We start from the raw sequence: 15,405 nt of genomic DNA, 5'->3' as shown, positions 1-15,405 counted from the left end.
TGGTTTAATAACCGGATGGTATTTATTTATCTTGATTGTATTTCCTTTGGGATTTCTTTTTAAGAAAAGGAATTAGTGATCATTTCGTCAAACTGCCTACCCGCTATAAAAGTAAAAACCTATTGAAGTTCGTATAGGTTTTATATAAAACAAGGAAAGAAAAATGATTTTCTTTCCTTGTTTTATTTATATATTATTTCTGATGATTTATTCTATAATTAACTTTCTAACTTGGCTTCCAGAAGAAGTTTCTAAAAGAATAAAATAGATACCTGAACTTAAATAGGTCATCTCATATTCAAACAGATAAGTATCTTTTCCGTTATCCTCGCGTTCATCAACCAAAGTGTTGTTGACCATATTGAACACTTTAACGTTTATTGGTAGCGCTTTTGATAAAATGACATCCACTGTAAATTTACCGTTAGTTGGGTTCGGATAAACTTTATATTCAATAGAAGAACTTATCGTAGCAGGTTTATCTTCTTCTCTAACCTGATCTTCGTTGAATTCTTTATCAATTACAATAACTTTTTTTGTTTGGACTGCTTTACACAAACCTCTAAACGTAGTTACTGTTATCTCATATTCACCAGGAGTATCAAAGATTAATTCTGCATAGTTATCGTCTGCCAAAACCACTTCGGCTTCCTCTGGGAATTCCCACTCTAATAGATCTGGTATTGGATTACTTACATTTACCATCACAAAACTCTCTCCAACAAATACTTGAGTTGAAGCGATAAACTCTGCAGATACGGTATCTGTGGTTCTATCTACAAAGATTTCATCTGTTGCTACACATCCTTTCGAATCTGTAATCTCGACAGTATAAATTCCTACTTCATCAACTTCAATAATCGGCTCTTTGCTAGAAAAGTCATTTTCAGATGTCCATGAATATACAGCTCCTGCATCAGATATAGTTGCATCAATAGTTGCTGTTTGGTCTTTACACAAAGTAATATCTTCTCCTAAATTCACTATAAATTCTTCAGGATTATCCACTACAATATTCTTTATTATCTGACATCCTTTCGAATCTGTTATGGTAACCGTGTAATTACCGGCACAAATATCTATCTGATCTTCTTGGTTACTTCGATTATTCCAGGAATAGGAATATGGTGGAGTCCCTCCTGTAGTTTCCAAGAATATGCTTCCGTCACACCCTTTATAACACGTTGGTATATTTACAGAATATTTGGATTCTAATACTGCCGGAGCTGTTACAGTTATACTTCCTGAAGTAGTACATCCCCTAGAATCGGTAATCTGAACTTGATATGTACCCTGGACAACATTTGTTAATTGATTAGTATTGGCACCAGTATTCCAATCATATTGGAATGGAGGTGTTCCGCCGGTAATCTTAGGAGTAATTACCCAATCATTTTGATCTCCACAATTTTTGTAATCGGATCTCATTTCAACAGCCAATAATCCGGGTTCTTTTAGTTCAAAAATATCACTTGTTTTTGATTGTGAAATCGCATCGGTAACTATAATATAATAATTACCAGCTCCTATATTTTCTAATAAATAATTATCGGTTCCGACTTTTGTGTTTGTATCTGCATTGAACCATTCATACACATATTGTTTTGAAGAACTAAATGGAACTCCTCCTTCTACAATAGCACTTATACTTCCTGATACCATGTCTCCAAAACATGAAATTACGTTAATCGGAGCAATATTGACCGCTAACACCGGAGGCTCAAACAGATCCACGTCCTCAATTTCCAAAACACAATTGTTTGCATCAGTCACTTTGAAACTATATTTTTCTGCTCCAATATTACTAAGGAAATTGTTTGTAGAAGCTTGTTTAACTCCATTGATATCGAACCATTCATATGTATACGGTAATGTTCCTCCATCGATATTAATAGTAATGCCTCCATTTCTCAGACCTGGAGCGGTAGGGTATACTCTTTCAATGACTCCATCTACAACAAATAAGGCACCTGGTTGTTCGACCTCAATTTCTTTCTGGATAACACACTTATTTTTATCCGTGATTGTAACAGTGTATTTACCGGCAATAAGTTCTGAAAGGTCTTCTGTGGCTTTTCCATTACTCCAGCTATAGGTATATGGTTCAACTCCCCCCGTAACAGTAATATCAATAACACCATTAGTATCTCCATTACATTGTAGATGTGTAACAGCTTCTACTATTTTGAGTTCTCCTGGCTGTTCTACTAAGTATACATCTGTATCCCGATTTCCATTTTCATCTACTACTAAAACCGTATATTCGCCAGCTGGTAAACGCGCTATCGTACTAGGTGTTGTGAATAGGACTTCAGCACCCTGAGACTTTTCGAACCAACTATACGTATATTCTCCAAAACCTCCTGTTGTAATCGTTGTTAAAGGCACCGCCGTTTTTTCACCAAAGCACTGTATTTCTTCAGACGTTAATAATGGCTGTATGGTTACTATCAGTTCTTCTGGTTCGGTAACTTCTCTAGTAATCTTTGCCGTACAATCATTACGGTCTGTAACAATCAGCTCATAGTTTCCTTTACTAAGGTTTTTTATATCTTCTGTGGAAGCTGTAAATGATGGATCATCAAGATTTTTCCATGAAAATGTATATGGCCGTGTTCCCCCAGAAACTTGAAGCGATATGTTACCATTATCTGTTTGAAAACCAGTTAAATTTGTAACATTCACATTTGAAATCTGTAATGCCTCTGCCGGTTCTAAGATGGTTACACTACCTGGTAAGGATGTTGTACATAAGTTATCGTCAATAACAACTACTTCATAGACCCCTGCTTTTATTCCAACCAAGTCTTCAGTTGTGGCTTCAAAATCAGGGTCTCCTACCTTACTCCATCTAAATGAATAAGGGAGGTATTCTCCGGTTGTTTCATCTTTTGGACCTCCAGTTACAGTGATATCAATTGCTCCTGTTGCTTCTCCGTTACATTTTACATGGGTTGGACTACTTGCCAGAGAAACGATAAGATCATCAGGCTGTTTTAACTCGAAAATATCAAAGTTGTTTGCTCCTTTTGCATCTTTCACTACCACTTTATAAGTTCCTGTGCCAAGATCTGTTATTTTATCTAAAGAAAAATCTGTGTTAATGGCATTTTCGTTTCCTCCAACAATTCTATACCATCTATACTCAAAATCGGCCGGAGTAGATTCTATAGGGAATCCACCTGTTACTGTAGCCAACAGCTCTCCAAATTGGTCATCATGACACAATATTGGGTTTTCTGAGGTTATTTCCACCTTTATTGGAAGTGGTTCCTTAATTTCAAAAACTTTTTCTACAAGACACATGTTTCCATCGGTAACCGAAGCCTTATAAAATCCAAAAGATAAATTGTTTATTGTATTAGTATTCGCACTGAAGGTTGGGTCTCCTTCTTTACTCCAACTTAACTGAAGCGCTCCTGTACCCCCTTCAATACTCACTGTTAGGTTTCCATCTGTACCCCCGACTGTTGTTGCGTTTTCAAACGAAGTACGTGTTATAAGTATTTCATTTGCTTGACCAACTGTTATAACCTCAGGTGTATCTATTTCACATCCATTAGCATCTTTAAGCCAAACTTCATATCTCCCCTCACGTAACCCTTCATAAGTTAAACTAGTCAGATCATTCTCTGAGACATAGGTCATTCTATTATCTATTGAGAAATAATAGGGTCTGGTTCCGCCTTGAGGATCAAATATAATTTTACCTGTAGCTTCTCCAAAACAAGGAGCATCTCTTTTATCCAAACCTAAAGAAAGAGGTTCTGGATCTTCAAATAAAACTGTAGCTTCTGTAGATGTATAGTTATCTCTAAGTACTACTTTATAAGTTCCTCTTGGACGATCGACTAACTTTATCTGTTCTTCGCCGTTTATTTTTATCGTACTCGCTCCTTCTATTCTAAACCATTCGTAGCGATATGTACCTAGACCTCCTTCAGGTTTGGCAATAAGGGTTCCTACTCCTCCATCACATGGTATAGAAATATCTTCATCTATAGAAACCAATAACTCATCTGGTTCGGTTACTTCAATTACTTCTGATCGTACTGTACAATGTTGATCTTCTACTATAGCCACATATTCACCCGCTTCTAGATTTTCTATGGTTAGGCCCTTATCGGGTATCCCTGATCCATCTTTTTCCCAAGAAACCTCATAAGGATCACCAGTTGTTCTAGGTGTTCCACCAATAACACTTATGGTAATTTCACCTTTATTATCACCAAAAATATTATTATTTATTGGTTCGTCTGGTGTAATTTCGATTTCATCTGGTTCATCGATCCTCTTATATTCTGACGGGTCTGAGGCACAAGAATTCACCCCACTTGCTCTTACGACAAAACGATATCCAGGTGCTGTATTAGAAAGCACATTGAATACATTTTCGGATTGCCAGGCCGTGTTGGCTCCTGCAAAAATTGCGTATTCATAATCTCCCTTTCCTCCTGCAGCTGTAATAGTAACTTTTGCTCTATCTCTGGTACATTTAATTTCTTCTATCTCAATATTAGATATTGTAACAGGTTGTGGGATATTTTCAAACTCTATATTTTCTTGTTCTTTTGAAACATTTCGGTCATCGGTTACTACAACTTTATATGTCCCAACACCAACAGTTATGCTTGACGTAGTTTCTGTAAGCTTATCTGCGCCTTTATACCACTCAAATGTATAATCGGGATATCCTCCTTTTAGATCGATTACTTCAATTTTACCATCGTCTCCATCGGGGCAGCTTGGATCTATTTTATTAATCTTGAAAGTTATTGGTTCGGGATCCTTTATTTCGGGTAGTGTAATGATTTTTTCACATGTATTTTTATCGACATATTTAATTTCATGAATTCCTCTAGGAAGTCCCAGAATAGTAAAACCTGTGATATCTGCACGTCCACCAAAATTGTCTGAATCCATCGGGTCTCCATTAAGATGAATTGTATAATCCATATACTTAAATCCTGAACCTTCTAATGGAACACCTCCTTGTATCCAATTGACCTCAATCTCACCATCTTTTGCATTTGGTTGGCTAGGATTAGTAACATTTTCCGTGAGAATATTATGAACAATATCTTCTGCTTTCTCTATGACAACAGGTGCATGTGTACTTACTCGATCTTCGCAATCTTGAAAGTCTGTAACTTTAATGGTATACCTACCATCCGGCAAGTTTTCTATTTTATGAGGCGATGCAGTAAATGTACCTTCAGTATAAAACGCTCCATCTTTATTAATCGTATATTTATATTTGGCTCTTCTAGAAGGTGGATTAGTACCTCCTGAAGCTGTAATTTCTATTTGACCATCCTTTCTGTTAAAACAAGTTTCATCTTGAAGATGCTTATACGAATACACCACAGGGTCTGGAGCTTTAATCTCAAAAAAGTAAAAGAATTCTTCACATAATGGGGTTACGTTATTATATGAAGTCCCAGAATCCAGTTTATATCCCGATACAATTAAAACGTATTCTCCTTCAGCAACACCCCCGCTCCATCGATAACTTCTTTCAGTTGTATTGAATCTTGGGTGGTTATTAGTAATATCAGTATTGTTCCCCGCTGGAATTCCGTAGCGTGAATTCACTAAATTAAGATATTGAGCCCTGGTCATAGCTAATTGATCAGGGGTCCTAATATTAGGCAAAGCATTTTTACCTTCTTCTAATTTTTTAAGCCGAATATTAAGTTCTTCATTGTCATATAACAAACGGTCAAAAAACACTTTAAAACTACCATCGGAATCATAGGAGCAAGTTGGTTGTTCTATACTAGGATCTCTGGATATACCAGGAGGTTCTGGCAAAAATTGAACAAGAACAGTATTAGATTCCTTATCACTACTACCGCAGTTGGGTTTGACACGTATTCTAATAGGTTTATTTACCCTACTATTAAAACCAGCAGTTCCTTCGGCATATAAATCTGTTAATTTTAGATTGATTTGAGGATCTCCATTAAATTTGGGAATCGATCTCCAGGTGTATACCGGGGTATATTGGCCTCCTCTATCAATTATTCGTTGCACATCTTCTTGTGCTCGTTGCCAGATTTCACAATAAATATCGCAAGGTCCAGGAGGGCAATTCGGAACAAGGATAGGCGACATCCTTATACCGATTGGTGGGTCTTCTTCTACCTTCGCAACTGGTGTAACGGAGGCACTTTTGATAGCCAATGGTGCTGGCCCAATAGGACCGCCACCACCACCGCTACTACTTTGGCATCGTCTATAATCATCATAAGCCCTATTAGCTCTATCTACAGCTCTAAGATATTCTTGAGATAGTGTCTGTGTAGTTCGCTCTACAAATTCCCACCTGTATATATTGTTCCATTGGGGAAAATCTGTAGAGGCTTGAATTCCTATACCTTCAGAAACACATGCAATGGGAGTTCGACTAGTTGGTGTCCCATCAGAAAACCTAAGCTTAACAATTGGTTCTACAAATAGTTTTATACTGGCTCCCCCGATTGCTTCTCCATAACCGCTTAAGTCATAACTAAATGTTCTACAATATGAATGTGTTGCATTAGCCTCACCTCGTCTACGTTGTCTTCTTCCACATCTTCTTCCAATACTTCGTTGAGCAAGGAAATAGAATTTTTCAATTCTTCTACCCGGATCAATATTATTTAACTCTCCCCTTAATGTCCCGTTTCGATTCCCGGACCACGCCCCACTACCAATAGTTGTAAAATCCGGTTCTCCAACAAACTTTACTTTTACTTCATAATATGTACAATGATATTGTCTTCCAAAATCAGAATATTTCCATTCGTACCTAATTTTATACTTTCCATCTTGCGCATGGAGTTCTTGCCCGTAAAACGACAAAAAGATACTAAGTAATACAATTAATCTTTTCATATTTCCCCTTTAGTATTCCACTACTATTTTTTTGATGGGAGACTTAGCTCCCGAACTAAATACTGCCTGTAACAAATAGGTATATTTAGAGTTAATTCTTAGGTTTTTATCTGTAAAGCTTTCCTGTTTTACTTCAAAAACTTTATACAGTGTAGGTTTACCTTCTTCTTCTGCCTTATATAAGGAGTACTCTACCACTCCTTCAGCTTTGTAGCGCCAGCTTAAATCAATCTTTTTCTCTTCTCGATTTACCAGAGCACTAAATTTATCTATTTCTGGTTTTGGTTGATTATCCGGTAAGGTTATTGTTAAAGGAGTAACAGGCTCTGACTCAAGACCAGACTCATCCATGGTGACCATGGTATACAAATATTTAACCGTTGGTTTTGCAGAAAAATCCTTAAAACTATTCTCTGGCAAGTTTACATCTGCTATAAGCTCCCACGGTAGTTCTCCTCCTTTTTCTTTACGATATATCAATGTTTTTACGGCATCCTCACTACTACTGGTAATCCATTCCAGAGCAACAACCCCTTTATCCGCTTTAAATGACTTAAATACGGGCTGTGTAGGCGGTATGATATCCGGTTTTTTCAGCACCAAAACTTCAGAAAAATCAGAAGGGTTGAAACGCTTATCAAATGATTGTACCTTATAATATACTTTACTATTCAAGGTCTTGATTTTGACCGTGTCTACAATTTTACTTTGGGGAATCGTTCGAAACGTAATCTGTGTAAACTCTTCGTTTTCGAGATTAGCCCTAAATACGCGATATCCCAAGAAGTCAGCTTCGGTATTCATTTGCCAGTTTAACTGTACGACTCCTGTAGAATCAATTGTTCCAGTTAACCCAATGGGAACAGCCGGAGGAATGTCATCTTCGGGTTGTACCATTTGTGGAAAAGAAGCTCTTTTTGCTCCATTAACTCCAACAGCTGTAATAGTAAAATAGTTAATTGGCTCCAGGTCTGAGTATTGAATACTGCGCGTATTCTTTGAAATATTGGGAATAACTACCTGGTAATTGTTTTTAACCTGATTAGATCTATTTAACTGAAAGTATGCTATAGACTCTAAACCTTCTTCTGGAAATTCCCAAGTAATCATTGCACTTGAGTTATCGGACATTAACTTGGCTTCAGTAATAGCAGGATTGTATATCAAGGCCTTGGTACCAGAACCTGAAATTGTTTTTGAAGCAGGTCCGACTTCTCCAAAAGGAGAAATTCCCTTAATTCTATAAAAGTATTCTTTATTGTTACTAGGTAAACTGTCTACATAAAACATTCGATCCGAAGGGTTCTTTTCGCGCTCACCCATATTAGCAATGGGAATATCTTCAAGAGCTTTAAATGTTTTCCCACTATCATCGGATCTTTCTATGATATAATTATTATACTGTTTTCTAAGTAAGGCAAAATTCCAACTTAGCATTACATTTTTGTCATTAAAAATACCTACAAAATCTTTTGGTTCTGGAAGGGGTTGAAAATCATCCAACCCTAAATACACTCCTCCAAATTTTACTTGAATTTTTTCTGGTGGTATTGCAGTATATACCCTGTACAAGTACTTTTCACCGGCTTTAACATCTTTATCTATAAAGGCCAATCCAGAGAATTTTGCTACTTCAAAATTTTGATCGGCGGCAAACAATGCAAAAGAAAATCGCTGTTCGAGTGCTTCTGCTTTATTGATAATACTAACAATATCATCACCACCTTGTTCTAAATCTACATTAAAACTTTCTCCGTAAATAGCTTGTGCTGCTATGGCTGCATTATTATCTTGATTAGTAAAAGACTCCCATTCCATCATTGGTTTAGGCAATATTGGGCTAGTAGTCATTTTTTTTACTTCGGGAGTTGTAAGCAAAGCGCCATCTCGTACAATTGTTTTTCGTTCAATTGTAAAACCATATTGATTGGCATACTTCCAAGCCAACGGAGTAGTAACACCCCAGCGTAACATAATAGCGTCTTTGGTTACCTTACCAATTACTTTTACTTCGGGTTTTTCATTTCCAATAGGTTTTTGAGCCATTACCCCAGGAGAGCAAAATAGCACCATTAGAATGATTACTACACCTTTTATATTTTGCATGACCTTAATCATATAAAGGATTTGTATATTTTACAGTATGCATTTTACCAGATTTTACCTGACCTGGTAATACATATTTTAATTCGGTTTTATATTTACCTTTTCGCATCACAGGGAAAGGTTCTGTAACAAGTTTAAGATACTTATTTGACGCCCCTTGAGACTCTGAGTTTACCAACTGATAGCGTAAATCTTCGAAATCCTGATGATAATAATGTGTTAGGTTATATCTAAATGGATTATGTACGTTGATATCACTAGTATATCCATTCTCTAAATATGTTAAGTACCAAGATTGTGGCTCTACACCTTCTAGTGGAGGAACACCAACTTTATCGGTATCTCGACTAACCGTAATTGTACCTTCAAATGGATAATGTTGATACAAGAGTGGGTATATTTCATTTTTGTAATAATTATCTTCAGGTACTGCCTTTATAATTACAAGAGGCACATTTGCGGTATAATCATTACCTACCAATTCTGGAAGATCGAAAGGTTCGATCGGATCAATTCCTAAAGACAATGTAAGTCCATATGGATATGTGAAATAATCATAGTAGGTTTCACTTTCTCTCATCGCTCGCATTTTACGATCAAATGTAGTATACTGACTTGTTCTGAATTCAAAAGCAAGCAATTCTCGCTCTTCACCTTGTACAAGTACTCCTTCTACTTTTCTGTTTTTCACTTCTACATCAGATCCAGTAACGTCTTGTCCTGATTGTCCTTCAAAAGATCCTGTTTTATCATCTTCGGAATCCGTATCACCTCCTAATTTTTTATTAGAATACGTATCTGTAACATTTGCTCCAATTTCTCCATCAGAAGGAGGTATCAATAAAACTTGAACTGCATAATCTGTTTGTGTGCTTATTTCTTGTGGCATACTGAATGTTAGCTGTTTTTTTCCAGAATTATATCCAAAATTCTTGGTAATCGTATTACCCGAAGAAGAAGTCATAGCCATTGACTTTCTCCAGCCAGGTACCGCATCAAACAAGTATGATTGTCCTCTTTTTAAATTAATATATCCAGTATTATATTCTTTGGTAAAGAAATTCTTTTGCCCAATTATTGGATACATATAAGCAATGTTATGCTCGGGTATTGTTTTGGGTGCCTCTCCTGTCGTGAAATTAACTTCTTTACTTTCAATAGCAACCTTACCCTCATCCAAAATCTTTTGCCAATTTCCATTTACAAATTCTTCAAAATGAACTTGGATATAGCCTTTTAAACTTGAATTTGGAGGTAAAATTTCATGCGAATAGAAGGCAGCAACGTCATTTTTGTCGCCCCACTTAATTTCACCTTTAATGGGGTTACCATCTTTGGTAACCTCAAATTTGTCTAATAGTATTTTGTACTTTCTATCTCCAGATTCATCTGGAATCTCAAACACCTTGTTTATTTGAAGATTAAATGCAACTTGTGGCGCTGCAAATACATCTACATCAGCAGATCCTTCTTTTGGAGTCATATCGCCAATAACCACGATACCATCTAATACACTTCCTCCAACAATTTCACATTTTTCTCCTAATTCAATTTTGAACCTGAAACGTCCTTTAATAAGTCCTCCCAAAAGATTGTAATGCCCTCCTAAGTACCCTTGGAACCAAGCAGGGTTTGGCAGTCTAGCTTGTAAGATTACTGCTCCTCCTCCTTTAATTATTGGTATTTTCTTTTTAGCTCCAAACAACTTGAAGTTTAATCCCAACTCTCCTTGTAAATAAGCATATGATTGCCCATTGGCATACCAACCATTAAGCCCTATTTGTTCTGTACTTCCTTTACAACGGGCGTCTCCATAATCTTTAATCATGATATCAAAACCGATACCTGCATCAAAACGTGCATAGAAAATTAAGAACCTTAAATCCCCGGTAGTCACACTTAAATGCGCCCCAAAAGCCAATCCTTTACCCGCTTCTAATGCATTTAAATCCCTAGTATAATCTAATTCTGAAGCATCTATTCCTAAAATTTCTGCAACTATAGCTGGAGGTGGTGGGCTACCGGGCAAGCCATCTCCCGCCATAAAATAACTCTTGGTTTCAAGCTTTAGAATACCCAAATTAAGGGCAATACCGATAGGATCATCAGGTGTCCCTATTAAAATATGCCATTCGTCGGGTGCAACATATAGATCCATCCATCCGGCTCTTCCCGAAGGGCCAACTCCTTTTAGAATTCCAAAATTGATATAGATCTCTGAAGTTGAGTGTAAAATATCATTAACAAAATCGTATCCAATAAATACATCAACACTCATTGCTCCACTTGGTGGGGATGCAGGTAATGCTATTGTTCCTCCTACACTTGCTATATCACCAAGATTATCTTTGAGTGTTTCGAAAAAGCCGCTTGGTAAAGCAGCGACTAATTCACCATGTCCTTTAAAATAAATATCTCGTAGTCCTCCGGATTTTCTAAATGTCATCCCAAATTCTACTGTGGCATGAAATAATTCTTCAGAGTTTTGTGTAATGATACCTACAGAAGCTTTTAAACCAAGTCCACTATTTTGATCGGGTTCATAGATCACCCCAGAAGTAGATGCACCTATTTGAGTAAATGCAGCATTGGGGTTATTGTTCACCCCTGCCATTTTCATTCTGTTAGAGGCACCTCCTCCAAAAGAATTGAGGGCAAACCCAGTAAATATAGGTATCCCCGATGGTATGGTCACACTAGCATCGGCAAACCAATATCTAAATTCTGATGTTCGGCCAAATAAAGCTTTGGCTTCAACATCTAATTGAACCCCTTTTGTGAATTTTGCTGCAACAGATCCCGCAAAACCTTTCCCATAAGTGGGGTCATCATCAAAAATAAAAATAGCACCTTTAAGTTCCATCCCTGCTACTTCCATCTGGATGAATACTCGCTCAAGCTTCACGCCATCGAATTTCCATTTATCTCGACCTCCAGTATCATCCAACTTGGCTTGAATTAGTAAGGTAGAGCCTCCTCCATTACCTCCATCTTGCGTGGAAGTAAGGTTAATGTTAAAATTAAAAAGTAATTCTGCCGTTTTCCCTCCAGGTGGGGTTCTTAGTCCAATTTCATTTACCGTAAGTGGAAAATTGGCGATTTTCATTTCTCCTCTATATCCAAAATAGGTTACCGAAAACTTTGGTGACTCTGTCTGTAGCAGTAAGTTTTCGAAAACTATCCCTTTAAAATCAACTGTTTTATCTTTTGACTGTGCTGCACCACCAGAATCATTTTTCCCAAGTCCCGAAGCTATATTTACAGTTCCGTGAAGGTTGGCTTTGGGTCTAAATTTACCTTCTTTGACCTTCATTTCGATGTAGGACTCTTTGGTAAGGACTACCTGTGCGTTCCAAACATCAAACTCGATGTCCTTTGTACTCGATACTTGAAGGGTATATTCGTCTGGTTGAATAATAGCAGCATATTCTAAGCGGTCTATTTTGGAGACTGGTAATATAATTTCACCATTAAACTCACCAGCTTTTATAGAGTTCGTTTCTATTTCGATCAAAAACCTGTCTAGCGAAAATTGCCATTTTGAAGCAGATCCTTCATCAATATTAATTATATTTTCTGCATAAAACCTACCTGTTATTCCTTGCGAGTCAATTATTAAATTAGTCGCACCAAAAGCCGTACGTTTGTTACTATTCTTTTTACTAAATTCTTTAGGTAATACGACCTCTAGTGTATTAATATATACGCCACGCCACAAATCGGGATTCTCATTATAGTACTTGCTCAAGTAGTTGGACGGCATGGCAGGGTCATTACGCAAGTCACTAAAATCAAATACTGCAGTATTTAATCTAAACGTGGTTCCTTTAAGCCCTCGTATTCCAAATTCTGGTAAAGAAATATTAACTACAATATCATTCCAGTCTCCCACTACTGTCCTGAAGCCTGACTCTACATAGCCTAATCGTTCCTTTCCTTCTTTATCAACGGGGTACAAGAAAGAGTTTGCAAACTTGATATTCGCATCTATACCCAGTTCTTTAAAACCAGAACAATCGATTAATGCGTATGTTGCAGGATCTTCAAAACTACCTTTTAATGTTACCAAGACTTTTCCGCTATCAAAATTAAAGGTGAATTGTGAAATCAAAGCTAATTTGGCGTCCCCTACTATCCCGCCTTCGTGCGAAAGTTTGATATCATTTCCTCCAAGTATTAAGGTACCTTTGGGAGTATCAATTTTAAGGAATACTGTAAGTTCGGTATAAGCGGGTTTAAAAACAGCTTTAGCAACTCCAACCGTATAGGTAATATTGCTTATGGTTTGTGGTCTTATGGCCACCGGTAATTCTCCCAAACCGTCCTCGTCAAGAAGATCTACATAATTTCCGGTCTCATCGATAGTGGCAAAGGTATTGTTTGCCATATCTAACCACTTTTTGTTTTTTAGAGAATCCTGAGTATTAAAAGCATATCCTTCTTCTTCAAATTTCCTGGTTACTGCTTTTGAAACCACTTCAGGAACATCAAACTTGTCCAGAGATTTAAAACTTCGAAAAGCCCTTACGGGTAGGGCTGTTTTTTTTATTGCAGTTATAGAAGGATCTTCTTCTATGCTTTTTTCAACTTCTTTGGTACTTTCTGAGTTTGAGTCTATGGTATTTTTTTCAATAGTGCCTTTGGCTGTAACTGTTAACACCAATAGAAAAAAACATAATAATGTAAAAAAATGTAATTGTTTTGCCATAGGCTAAAGGGCCGGTTAATTTGTATTCTAATTTAGTATTCTTTTTTTGTCTTATTTTTTTATTCTCCCAAAACATATTCAATGGGTCTGAATCCTCTTGTGAAATCTGGACCACCAAAACTAAACCCACTATCGGTTGATCCAAACCAATCCTGATCTTTAAAAATAAAATCTCCATTTGAAAGCACCAATAAAGAGCTTTCTACCAAACGCTCTACTTCTTCTTTTTTATAAAGTCTAGTGGTAATTGTTTTATCAACTCCATTTTCATTATCGGTAATTATCACTGTAAAATCTCTTTTTACTTCTATGGTAACCGGTAAAATCCCTTCCCATAAAGCTAGAATATTATCTTCTGGTAAAGGCTCATAAAAACTCTTAAATTTATAGAGTCCAGGAAATGGTTTTGCTACTTTCTTAAACAATTGTATGCTATGATATTGAGAAGGTTTGGACTCTGTAAAAGCACTTTCATAAATAAATTCTATTTGATCGGGGTTCCAATTTGAGTATTCTCCATTATTACTTTCTACTTCCATGTAATACGTTTGATCGCTTCTTATGATTCCTGCTGGAAACTCAACAGTCTCATCATTCGAAATTGTTGAAGTATATACAGCATCTTTTTGAGCTAACCAATCTTCTTGTGATTCGTAGATATCTAATTTATAAGTCAAGGTTGACGCTTGCACATCTGGTGTAAATATTGCAAATTGGATATCGATTCCATTATCAAAAGAGTTTTGAAAATCGGGGTCGTCTCCTCCACATGAGAATAGAGTAACGGATAATAAAATTAATAATGATTTTTTCATGATAAGGTTTTTAAGAGAATGTACCCCACACGTTACAGGAATGATCAATACCAATAAGAAGGAAAGTATACGTATATTCATAGTTTTCTGGGGCGAAAATTAGAACGGCGAATATACAAAAATTAACGAGATATTAACAGAATTTTTCGCTTTTTTCGATGTAAGTCATAGTTACTCAATTTTTTACAAAAAAACAGATTAAGAAATCTGATTTCTACTGTTTAAAAAATAAAAACACCTTAGCTTCCCGAATACTATCCTCTAACTCCTTTTCCAAAGGCCCAAAGTTTGTGTCTTTATTTCAAAAACCTTAAAAACACAAATAAAAACAAACAACCTGTGGATAATGATAAAACACCCCACCATAAAGAACTTTGATAAGAAACTATTTTTTGATTATTTATATAAAGTTCTTTTACTGTATTGTTACTATACTTCAATCGAACACTATTTATATGGTTTTGCACTCTATATAAACGATTATATTTTTCTTCCTTAATAGCCATTTCTCTTAATAGCATATTATGATCTGAAGGTTTTGCAGATAAACTGTCCAATTTTTTATTCAATTCTTCATCAGAAAATGAAATTAATCCTAAATAACTTTCAACTTCTTTATCTGATAATAGTGCCCTAATAGTATCGTTGTTAATCAAAACTTGTAAACAGTTGTTGTACTTAATAACGTCTCCACATTCTTTTTGATATCCTACATACTTAGGTAAACCAGAATAAGAATCTATTTTTTTTGTAAAATGTGTATACAATCCTAAAATTCCTAAAAGTATAGGAATTCCAACGAAGATAAACATTACTAGAAATAAAGAAAATACATTTCTTTCTGTAAGATTAGATAAGTCTTTTTGTTTATTTGACAATTGAAAAATTAATTTAAAT

Annotated in this window: 5 protein-coding genes; all 5 read right to left on the bottom strand. The window is 36.1% G+C overall.

All coding sequences use genetic code 11. The features are described 5' to 3' along the window. Positions 1-207: 207 nt before the first annotated feature. On the bottom strand, positions 208-6,879 hold the full coding sequence (locus tag U6A24_RS09935; protein WP_324179812.1) for a T9SS type A sorting domain-containing protein: 6,672 nt from the start codon (positions 6,877-6,879) through the stop codon (positions 208-210). A gap of 9 nt (positions 6,880-6,888) precedes the next feature. Next, positions 6,889-8,985 carry a fibronectin type III domain-containing protein gene (locus tag U6A24_RS09930; RefSeq protein WP_324179811.1) on the bottom strand — a complete coding sequence of 699 codons (2,097 nt, stop codon included), beginning with the start codon at positions 8,983-8,985 and terminating at the stop codon, positions 6,889-6,891. 4 nt (positions 8,986-8,989) lie between these two features. Then, positions 8,990-13,693 carry a hypothetical protein gene (locus tag U6A24_RS09925; RefSeq protein WP_324179810.1) on the bottom strand — a complete coding sequence of 1,568 codons (4,704 nt, stop codon included), beginning with the start codon at positions 13,691-13,693 and terminating at the stop codon, positions 8,990-8,992. A gap of 59 nt (positions 13,694-13,752) precedes the next feature. Next, complete coding sequence (locus tag U6A24_RS09920; protein ID WP_324179809.1) at positions 13,753-14,508, bottom strand: hypothetical protein; 756 nt, start codon at positions 14,506-14,508, stop codon at positions 13,753-13,755. Between the two features lie 296 nt (positions 14,509-14,804). Beyond that, complete coding sequence (locus U6A24_RS09915; RefSeq protein ID WP_324179808.1) at positions 14,805-15,386, bottom strand: hypothetical protein; 582 nt, start codon at positions 15,384-15,386, stop codon at positions 14,805-14,807. Between the last annotated feature and the right edge of the window lie 19 nt (positions 15,387-15,405).

The organism is Aquimarina gracilis, from assembly GCF_035285365.1.
Taxonomy (GTDB): Bacteria; Bacteroidota; Bacteroidia; order Flavobacteriales; family Flavobacteriaceae; genus Aquimarina; species Aquimarina gracilis.
The sequence above is the reverse complement of the archived record's forward strand: the minus strand, read 5'-3'. Positions and strand labels throughout refer to the sequence as shown.

Excerpts from the sequence above, each read along its gene's own strand:
- U6A24_RS09935 (WP_324179812.1), bottom strand. The coding sequence starts at position 6,879 with ATGAAAAGATTAATTGTATTACTTAGTATCTTTTTGTCGTTTTACGGG.
- U6A24_RS09930 (WP_324179811.1), bottom strand. The coding sequence starts at position 8,985 with ATGCAAAATATAAAAGGTGTAGTAATCATTCTAATGGTGCTATTTTGC.
- U6A24_RS09925 (WP_324179810.1), bottom strand. The coding sequence starts at position 13,693 with ATGGCAAAACAATTACATTTTTTTACATTATTATGTTTTTTTCTATTG.
- U6A24_RS09920 (WP_324179809.1), bottom strand. The coding sequence starts at position 14,508 with ATGAAAAAATCATTATTAATTTTATTATCCGTTACTCTATTCTCATGT.